The organism is Exiguobacterium sp. s80 (genome assembly GCF_018618725.1).
In the GTDB taxonomy this organism is placed as follows: Bacteria; Bacillota; Bacilli; order Exiguobacteriales; family Exiguobacteriaceae; genus Exiguobacterium_A; species Exiguobacterium_A oxidotolerans.
Map to the genome: position 1 here is coordinate 144,659 of NZ_JACSMP010000006.1, position 8,834 is coordinate 153,492.

General features: G+C 51.4%; 10 protein-coding genes. 3 read left to right on the top strand and 7 right to left on the bottom strand.

The window, feature by feature from the left end; genetic code table 11:
• The first annotated feature begins 68 nt into the window (after positions 1 to 68).
• A complete protein-coding gene (locus KNP94_RS11860) occupies positions 69 to 650 on the top strand; it encodes a DEAD/DEAH box helicase family protein (RefSeq protein WP_215115703.1) in 582 nt (193 codons plus the stop codon).
• A 22-nt stretch (positions 651 to 672) separates the two neighbouring features.
• Positions 673 to 969 (top strand): hypothetical protein, encoded by a 297-nt coding sequence (locus KNP94_RS11865; RefSeq protein WP_251132069.1) that lies wholly within the window; start codon positions 673 to 675, stop codon positions 967 to 969.
• A 53-nt stretch (positions 970 to 1,022) separates the two neighbouring features.
• Here the strand turns inward: KNP94_RS11865 and KNP94_RS11870 are convergent, their stop codons facing one another.
• From KNP94_RS11870 to KNP94_RS11900, 7 genes are all read right to left on the bottom strand, one after another.
• Positions 1,023 to 1,352, bottom strand: coding sequence for a hypothetical protein (locus KNP94_RS11870; protein ID WP_215115704.1), 330 nt, complete (start codon positions 1,350 to 1,352; stop codon positions 1,023 to 1,025).
• 2 nt (positions 1,353 to 1,354) lie between these two features.
• Positions 1,355 to 2,398 (bottom strand): DNA alkylation repair protein, encoded by a 1,044-nt coding sequence (locus KNP94_RS11875; protein ID WP_215115705.1) that lies wholly within the window; start codon positions 2,396 to 2,398, stop codon positions 1,355 to 1,357.
• On the bottom strand, positions 2,385 to 3,443 hold the full coding sequence (locus KNP94_RS11880) for a bifunctional transcriptional activator/DNA repair enzyme AdaA (RefSeq protein WP_215115706.1): 1,059 nt from the start codon (positions 3,441 to 3,443) through the stop codon (positions 2,385 to 2,387). The genes KNP94_RS11875 and KNP94_RS11880 overlap by 14 nt, the downstream gene beginning before the upstream one ends.
• Positions 3,444 to 3,611: 168 nt before the next feature.
• The gene (locus KNP94_RS11885) at positions 3,612 to 3,863 is read right to left on the bottom strand and encodes a hypothetical protein (protein WP_214803401.1); all 252 of its coding nucleotides are present in this window, start codon (positions 3,861 to 3,863) and stop codon (positions 3,612 to 3,614) included.
• Positions 3,864 to 4,114: 251 nt separating this feature from the next.
• Positions 4,115 to 5,485: a copper amine oxidase gene (locus tag KNP94_RS11890; RefSeq protein WP_215115707.1), complete on the bottom strand. Its 1,371-nt coding sequence runs from the start codon at positions 5,483 to 5,485 to the stop codon at positions 4,115 to 4,117.
• Positions 5,486 to 5,610: 125 nt separating this feature from the next.
• The gene (locus KNP94_RS11895; RefSeq protein ID WP_088836136.1) at positions 5,611 to 6,063 is read right to left on the bottom strand and encodes a hypothetical protein; all 453 of its coding nucleotides are present in this window, start codon (positions 6,061 to 6,063) and stop codon (positions 5,611 to 5,613) included.
• The gene (locus tag KNP94_RS11900; RefSeq protein ID WP_239456801.1) at positions 6,060 to 7,433 is read right to left on the bottom strand and encodes a PepSY-associated TM helix domain-containing protein; all 1,374 of its coding nucleotides are present in this window, start codon (positions 7,431 to 7,433) and stop codon (positions 6,060 to 6,062) included. The genes KNP94_RS11895 and KNP94_RS11900 overlap by 4 nt, the downstream gene beginning before the upstream one ends.
• Before the next feature lie 321 nt (positions 7,434 to 7,754).
• On the opposite strand from KNP94_RS11900, the gene KNP94_RS11905 reads away from it, so the two are divergent.
• On the top strand, positions 7,755 to 8,834 hold a 1,080-nt coding region (locus tag KNP94_RS11905), incomplete at its 3' end, for a copper amine oxidase (RefSeq protein ID WP_215115708.1).

Here is an 8,834-nt window from a genome sequence, read left to right on the forward strand (position 1 = left end):
AACGTTCTAACTCCAACGTGCTGAACCGGTATGGTAATCTAACAAAAAAAAGGAAACGGGGTCTTTTGATGAAATTTGTTTTATTGCTCGGTCCGCAGGCGGTCGGAAAAATGACGATCGGTCAGGAACTCGAACGGTTGACCGGGATGAAGTTGTTTCATAACCACCAGACGATCGATTTGCTGTTGCCCTATTTTGACTTTTCAAAGCCCGCCCATCACAGGCTGAAAGACTTAATCCGTCGGGAGATGTTCAAGGAGATGGCGGTCAGTGATCTCGAAGGCGTCCTCTTCACATTCCTCTGCCTGTTCGGGGTTGAAGGCGGGGGCATCGAATTCATCGAGGAGACGGTCGCGTTATTCGAAGAAGCCGGTGCCGACGTCTATATCGTCGAACTCGAAGCATCCGTCGCGACACGTCTCGCGCGAAACAAGACGGAAAACCGGCTTGCCCATAAGTTTACGAAACGGGATCTCACCGCTTCCGAAAACGACTTGCTCGAGACGGCAGACGGCTACCGGACGTCCTCCCTGCCAGGAGAACTGCCGTACCCGAACTACTTCCGCCTGGATACGGAAGGACGCTCTGCCGCTGCAAGTGCCGAAGCAATCTGTGCCCGCTTCGGCTGGTCTTACACACCCGTCAGGTAACGTCATGAAAGGGGAATGCCGCTTGAAGTCGCACCGGAACGAATACCACTCTCTGATCCTGACTTTCATCCTCTTGATTGTCAGCATCCTACTGTTCTTCGGGCTGAACGGACGGACGTTCCCGAATATGAGCCTTTGGGTCCCGATCAGTCTGTATTCGCTCGTCGGCGTCGGCTATGTGATGTCACTCCTGATTGCGCTCCGGTTGAAAAACACTGTCATCAAGACCTTCAGCCTGCTTGCCACTCTGATGCTGTTGCTCCCGCTCGTGATTTGGGTTTATCTCCTGTTGCTCGCGAACGGCATCTCGGAACCTTAAAAAAAGAGGACAAGCCGTTCGCAGTCCGCGACGCGGATTGTCCTCTTTTTCGTTTAGTGCGTCAAGGCTAACGAAAATCCGTCATCCGTTCTCTCAAATCCACTCTTCTCCCAAACGACGACTTCCCCGCCTCTGCCCGTCACGGACGGTAACAATAATGTCCGTGCCAGATACGCCGTGATGACCCTCAAGGCTTCTTCAACGTAGCCGGCGGCGTCAGACGGATCGATTGCGTCATAGCTGAGTTGCTGACCGGCTAACTGCATCGTCGCAACCTGTTGGTGCTCGTCCCGCAGCTCCAATGTCCAAACACAGCCGTCTGTCGTATCCACCGCTTCGATGTGTAAGCGGGACGTCGTAAAGTCAGGATGGCGTCCGTTCATCTTCATTCCTCCCCTGTCACGTCAAACGTTGCCGTTGCGTAAGCTTGCCCATTAATCAAGATGGTCACACGATGCGTCCCCGGATAGTGGACGCGTGTCGTCAAGTTCCGAAACGATTGCCGTTTTGTAAACGTCTCCCGTCCAGCCACCTGTCGTTCACTAATCCGAAAGACCTTTTGACTCATTCCCCGCTTTTTGACATAGTCAATCGCATATTCAATCCGCAGGACTTGCGGTTCTGTTGTCGTCAGCGCAAACGTAAACGTCAGCTCGCCCCCGATCGGCAGCGACGGTGTCACCGTCAAATCATCGACCGTGACCGTGCCGCGTGTCACGAGACCAAATGCCTTTAGGACGTCAGGGTGTCCTTGTTTCAGCAACGTCCGCGAAGCATGACGTAACACCCAGTCCGTCTGCGGATTGTTTCCGAGCTGATCGAGTCGTTCAATCACAAGTTCCGGGTGCGTCTTCGTGATGTCGTTCAAGTGATTGGCGACACTCTTGCGGACGTAAAGTGAGTCGTCGGTCAGCAACCGGTCGAGCAGCGGCAGGACGGGACGCGGATCGGCAATCAACGCCGGGATGGCCTGTCCCCATGGTAGGCGTGGTCGTGTCCCTTCCGATGCCAGGCGCCGGACATGTTCATCGTCCGACGTGCTCCAGAGCAGTGCCTGTTGTAAGTACCGGTCTTGGTCGCTCAGTAAAAATCGCCGGACAGCGAACTCCGCTGTCGAATACGGCGTCAGCCGTTCGAGTGCCAGCAACGACCGGTCCCAGTCGTCGCCGTAGAGCTCGATATAGTCGGGAAACACGATCCCGGCGAGTCCCGTGAACTCCGGGGCAAGCCGTTCGAGTTCTGTCGCCGCCACATCAAATTCACGTGGCACATACGATCCAAGCGACGTCGAAATTCGGCGGACCCGTTGTTTGAAGGCGAGTTCCTCCCAGTCGGCTCGTTTAATGTCCTGCTGCAGCCGCGGCGCGTCAAGCGCCCGACTCAGGCGGTCGAGCCAGTCGTCCGAGAAGACATCTTTAATCAGTGCCATGTAAAATCAAGTCCTTTCGTCGCTCGGTTTCGAGCAACGTCGCTTTCCGGGCGAGCCCGCCGGCATACCCGCCTAGGTCCCCGTTCGCCCGAATGACGCGGTGACACGGAATGACGAGTGCCAGTTGATTGGCACCATTTGCCCGGGCGACGGCCCGGACAGCAAGCGGATTGCCAATCCGGATGGCGAGTTCTTGATAGGAGATTGTTTCCCCGGACGGAATACGCTCCAACTCGGCCCAGACGCGGCGTTGGAACGGCGTGCCGTAGAGGGCACGTGGTGTCTTGAACTGAAGCAGTGTCCCGGCGAAATAGTCGGTCAGCTCCTGTCCGATCTGCTCGAAGATGATTGATTCCCCCGGGACGATGACGGCCCGTGCCGCGAGACGAAGCCGTTCGATCTCCCGTTCCAATCCCCGGCGATCGACGAACTCAAGCAAATGAAGGGCTTCCTCGTCTGCAATCGCGAGCATCGGACCGAGTGGCGTATCGAGCCATTTCGCCTGCAAGTAAGTCCCGTCCCAGCGTTTCGGTGTCGCACCCATGATTTTTGCGAAAGCATCCCGAAAGCCGCTGCTCGATTCGTAGCCACCCGCGAGCTGGGCCTCGATGACCGGTTTCCCGGTCCGGATTTCTTTCATCGCCAGTCCCATCCGACGTGAGCGGGCATACTCGACGAACGTCATCCCGAAGCGTTTTTTGAATTGGCGGCGCGCCGTTGATGCATCGAGTCCAAGTTCCCGGAAATCGGCCTCCTTAAAACGTTTTTCCGGTGTCGCTTCGACAGCGGCAACAAGACGGCTGATGATGTCACTCGCACCGGGGTGCGACAACGGTTTACAGCGGAGACACGGGCGATACGAAGCGAGTAAGGCTTCTTTCGCCGTCTTGTAAAATTCACAGTTCTCGCGTTTCGGTTTCCGGGCAGGACAGGACGGCCGGCAAAAGATGCCTGTCGTCTTGACGCCGACGAAGAACCGCCCTTCATAGGTCGCATCCCGGCGGACGAGTGCCGCATAATACTCTTCTGTTTGATGGTCCTCCATGCGATCGCCTCCTTTTCTACAGTATACCGAGTTCTTTCGTCGCGATGTCGCCGAAAATCAGGCATCGATGTTTTTGTTTTTGCGGCGTGTCTGATCCGGACGCGTGTCCACTTCAAAAAAATCCGCCTCTTCAGCCGCAGGTGGCTGAGAAACGGATTGTGCTTTCATTTAACGCTTTGGTTTACGTCGCAGGAGGAGGAACGTCACGAAGGCACTGAGCAATAGACTACTGACAATCCACGGTAAGATACGCGGGACGATACCTGGCTCGACTGCACGATCTTCGACCGGGATGATCTCGCTCGATGTCAATGGATCCTGCAACAGATGTTCAACTGCCACTGCATGCAGTTCTGGTGTCATGAGAGCTATGAAGACGACGAAAACGAGTACTACTACCATGCCGCTGGTTCGTTTCATTGTTCCTCCTCCTTTCCTGACTTCTATTCTAGTGACCGTCCTCTAACAGAGATTCATTTTCCGAAGAATGCGGGAGTAGGAATCGAATCTTGAATCCTTCAAAATCATTGAGGCTGCAATCTAATGCGACTGACTTAAACGTCAGTCTTTACAGAGGCAAAGGTGGCCGATGTTACATCCGCCACTCTCCTCTCGTCTAAAAGAACGCACGCGCTTCAGGCGACTGTTTTGAGTCATCTCCGTCAGACGGCTTATTGTTGTTCACGACGACCGCGGAGTGCAAAAAATCCTAAAAGTGAAGCGGCTGCAATTCCGAACAGTGACCATAAGATACCGGCTGACGATTGAGTTTCAGCGGCTCCACCAAGACCTGTGTTCGGCATGCTTGCTGGCGTCCCTTGGAATTTATCCGGGAATTGATCGACGATTGCTGTCGCTGTTCCTTCACCGACTCCGTACATATGACCGTAAGCTTCACGGATTGCCGGGTACGTTTTATCGTAGTCTTTTTCATTGTAGCTGTTGAAGGCGAGTAACAATTGATCAACGTGCATCTTCAAGCCTTCTTCCAGGTCTTTTGACTTCAGGCGACCTTCCGTCGCTGCATCAAGGAAAGCCGCTTGTTCGACGCGATATTCGTCGAGCTCTTTGACGGCCATGTCACGTGCGTCTTCATCTTCCGCCCCCGTTGCTTTGACATAGTCGACGAAGTAGCCGATGTGGCTCGACCAGATTTTTTTGAATTCTTTCGCTGCATCACTACCGTAGACCGAACCGATTGATGCTGTCAGGTCGTCCGTGTTTTCACTGAGTGCACCGGCTGCGGCATCAAAGTCTTTTGCTCCTTCAATCCCTTTTTGCATCGCAAGTATTGCGAGTGCCGCGTGTTCCGAGAAGTTGTGGTTCAGACCGGCACGTAAATCGGCTGCGGGTGTATCGACTTTCGTATTTTCAAATTTATCCGGGTATTGATCGACGATTGCACCGGATAAGCCTTCCCCGACCATGTACATATGCTCGATTGCTTTTCGCAAATTGCTGTACGTGGCGTCATAATCACCTGCAACGTAACTGTCGAACGACGTCAAGAGTTGGGTGACGTGGACTTTTAAGCCACCTTCGAGATCAGCTGCTTTCAATCGCCCTTCCGTTGCTTTATCCAAAAAGGCTGCCTGTTCGACGCGGTACGAATCGAGGTCATCGAGCGCTTTTTGTTTTGCTTCCTCATCTTCTGCCCCTGTTGCTTTCACGTAATCGACGAAGTAACCGATGTGACTTTTCCAAATTTCTTTAAAGGCTTCTCCGCCTTCATCCCCGTAAACTGATCCGACGGCTGCTGAGAGATCATCGGCATTTTGATTCAGTGCACCTGCTGCTTGATCAAAATCATCCGCCCCATCAATCCCTTTTTGCATTGCAACGACTGCGAGGTAGGCATGTTCCGATAAAAGCTGATCGAGTGTCGCCCGGAGGTCGGACGCTGGTGAGGAGACATCGAGAGACATGTTTCCGGAGCTGGCCATCTTGCTGTGATCTTCATGACCATGGGCACTGACGCCGGCTGCCGGAATCAACAATGCGGCACTGAGTGGAACTGCGAGAAACGACTTTTTCATTTTCATCTTGTAAACACCCCTTTATTTTTTTGGACTACACATAGATAACGTAAGAAGTTCACAAATAGTTTTGATTTTTAATATTTTTCCCAAAAAAATAAAGACTTCGGCAGCGAAGTCCTTATTTCCCATTAATGATGTCCATGATGATCCGTCTGTTCCCCTGCCGGTACGGCCTGTTTCAATAAGCTCTGTGCCGCCTCGAGCTCTTTTTCTGACACATCCCCCACTTGAACGAGTGCTTTTGGTGTGTAGACATGCGAACCGACATGGACCATACCATTGACGAGATAGACACCGGCTTTTTTAAAAGGAATACTGCTGACATAATGTCCCTGTTTCTGTTCTGCCATATACGTTTCTGTCTCGTCACTTCCTACTGGCGTAACTTGAACATGCACCTGATCGATGGCTTGCGGGTTCTCAATTTCAAGCGCGACCGTCGTGTTCGTGTCTGCTGCGATTTTCTCCGGTGCGTAAAGTCCGACTTTCATCGCAGGCGCAGCCGCTTTTGTCTCGAACTGACAGCCGGCCAGTAACACCATACTACTGGCGAATAAACCTGTTAATACGAATCGTTTCATGCTGCCGCCTCCTTATTTCCTTTACGTCGACGCGTGAAAATCAAGAAATCGAGTACGAGGATTGTCATGACCGACAGTGCCGCGAGTGGCATCGTCAAACTGATCACTACAATCAAACCGGCAACGATTTTTTGCACGCGTTGATCACTCGCCCGTTTTGGTGGCGCTAGTTTTCCTGCACCATTTCGGCGTTTCCACCATAGAACAAATGAGCTGGCGACGATGAAGATTAATCCTAGACACAGTGCTAATCCGACGAGTTGATTCAAGAAACCAAACAACCGTCCTTCATGAAACCCAATCCCAAGCGTAATGCCCTTCGCGAGGAGTCCGTAGTCTGCATAAGAGACATTGGATAAGACCGTTCCCGAATATTGATCGAGATTAATCGTCGCTTCTTTGGTCGGCGCACTTTGAAGAGAGGATAACGTATAGACCCCTGTTTCCCCTTGTGGAAGTGTAATTTGATACGGGCGTCCCATCCCTAACTGTTTCGCTTCAGCTGCGACTTCCGTCACAGACAGTGTCAACGGTCGGGCTGGTCCCGAACTCGGAACGACGTCGTTTTGTGTCGCCCAAGGAATATCCGTCGCAATGTCCTTCGTGACGATTTTTGACGCCATACTTTCATCCGGTCCGTACGCAAACTGTGGATAATTCGAATTGGCTTTCGTCGCAATCGTATTGATCCACTGACCTGCGACACCCGACCATGCGAGTCCGGAACCGATGATCACGAGTAATCCGATCGTTGACCAGACGGCAACTGAACCATGAAGCCCCTTCCAAAAATTACGTGCTCCGTTTTTCTGTCTGAAGGACGGGAAAAATACACGCTTGAAGCTCCCCGTTTTCCCTCGTGGCCAAAAGAGATACGTTCCTGTCACCAATAAAATGATTGCCCAGCTCGCTGCAAGTTCGACGAGAAGATTTCCGGCTTTCCCAGCAAACAATTCCCCATGAATTGTTTTAATAAAGCCGAGTGGTCCTGCCCCGAGTCGTTTCCCCGTCACTTCACCCGTGTATGGATCAACATAGACATATCCCGACTCCTCTTTGAACGTCACGCCAATCCGTGTCGTCCGGTCTTGTTGCTCAAACTGACCAAGCGAAGAAATACCCGCCTCTGGATATTTGTCCGCGACAGCTTTCATCTGATCTTCGAGCGGCAGACGTTGCCCTGTCTCTTCCGTGAAGATCATGTCACGGTACAACATATCCTCCAGTTGCGGTTTAAATAAGTAAATCGATCCTGTGACGGCAAGTATGATAAAAATCGGTGCAAAAATAATGCCTGCATAAAAATGCCACCGCCACATCGATTGGTACCAGCTCTGCTGCACGCGCGAAGCTTGATTCCGTTCTTTCATGATCATATCCCCCGTTCTTTCCTATATATGTCCCACATGTGAACACGTCTTTAATTATAAGCGGTTACATCAAGCCAACTTTTAACACACTATGGCGAATTCTTGCCAATCCAGTGTTGTTTCTGCGTAGTCCCTATGAAGAAAATGCACACATACTGGAGTCTTTTTTCATAGATTCCACAAATGACTTAAAAAAGATTTCACTTTTTTTTGCTTTTTTAAATCCAAACGAAATCCGGGTGCGTATGCTGTTCAGAACGATGAGGAAACGAATTACCAGATTGGTTAAAATAAAACCCAAATTTGAAAGGATGATTACAAATGAAACACACTAAAAAATTCGCAGCATCAGCAATGGCAGCAGCACTCGTATTACCAGGAACGGCGGCGTTTGCATCAGGCGGTTCAGACGACATGATGCATGAGGACAAAGCAAAAAACGTCACGGTCAAAACGAAAGCAGCAGATCTTCGTGCGACACTCGACCAATTGCTTTCTGAGCACTTCGTGCTTGCTGTCATGGACATGAAAAAACAATATGACGGTTCAAAAGATGCTGAGTATTATGAAGCAGCACTCAAACAGAACGCACTCGACATGACACCGGCAATCGCTTCAGTCTATGGCGACGAAGGCGCGAAACAATTCGAAAAAATCTTCGTCGATCACAACAAATACACAACGGACCTCGTCAAAGCCGTCAAAGCGGATGATCAGGAAGGCATCAACGCTTCGAAAGCCGAGACAGAAGAATTCGTCCAGGATCTCTCGACATTCCTCGACGCTGCGACAGAAGGCGAACTTCCGAAGGAAGCAGCTGAAGAAGTCCTTCGTGCTCACGAAGCGGACGTCTATAAAACATTCCAAGAGTATGCAGCAGGCGACTATGAAGGATCGTACAACACGTTCCGTGAAGGATACAGCCGCATGTATGACATCTCGAAAGCTCTCTCAGTCGCGATCACAACACAGATGCCTGAGAAGTTCGATAACTCGAAAGCTGATACGAAAGCGGCTGACCTCCGGTCAACACTCAACAGCCTTGCTGCTGAACACGTCGCTCTTGCGAACCTCAGTATGACGGCAGGTGTCGATCAAGCGAAAGACTACGATGCTGCAAACTGGGCGGAAGACATGCACACAGCTGACTTCAAAGCCGCAATCAAATCAATTTACGGTGAAGCCGGTGCAGATCAGTTCGAGCAAGCTTGGACGAAAAATCACATCGAAGCACAAGCAAACCTCGTCACAGCAGCCATTAACGATGACAAAAAAATGATGGCTGACGCTCAAGACATGCTTAAAATGTTCTCGAACGACTTCGGTGCGTTCCTCGGAGCAGCAACGGAAGAAAACCTTCCGACGAAAGCAGCACAAGAAGCGGTCGCTGGCCATGAAACA

What these genes read in the sequence shown, in the direction of transcription:
- KNP94_RS11860 (WP_215115703.1), top strand. Translation starts at nt 69, where the DNA reads ATGAAATTTGTTTTATTGCTCGGTCCGCAGGCGGTCGGAAAAATGACG.
- KNP94_RS11870 (WP_215115704.1), bottom strand. Translation starts at nt 1,352, where the DNA reads ATGAACGGACGCCATCCTGACTTTACGACGTCCCGCTTACACATCGAA.
- KNP94_RS11875 (WP_215115705.1), bottom strand. Translation starts at nt 2,398, where the DNA reads ATGGCACTGATTAAAGATGTCTTCTCGGACGACTGGCTCGACCGCCTG.
- KNP94_RS11880 (WP_215115706.1), bottom strand. Translation starts at nt 3,443, where the DNA reads ATGGAGGACCATCAAACAGAAGAGTATTATGCGGCACTCGTCCGCCGG.
- KNP94_RS11885 (WP_214803401.1), bottom strand. Translation starts at nt 3,863, where the DNA reads ATGAAACGAACCAGCGGCATGGTAGTAGTACTCGTTTTCGTCGTCTTC.
- KNP94_RS11890 (WP_215115707.1), bottom strand. Translation starts at nt 5,485, where the DNA reads ATGAAAATGAAAAAGTCGTTTCTCGCAGTTCCACTCAGTGCCGCATTG.
- KNP94_RS11895 (WP_088836136.1), bottom strand. Translation starts at nt 6,063, where the DNA reads ATGAAACGATTCGTATTAACAGGTTTATTCGCCAGTAGTATGGTGTTA.
- KNP94_RS11900 (WP_239456801.1), bottom strand. Translation starts at nt 7,433, where the DNA reads ATGAAAGAACGGAATCAAGCTTCGCGCGTGCAGCAGAGCTGGTACCAA.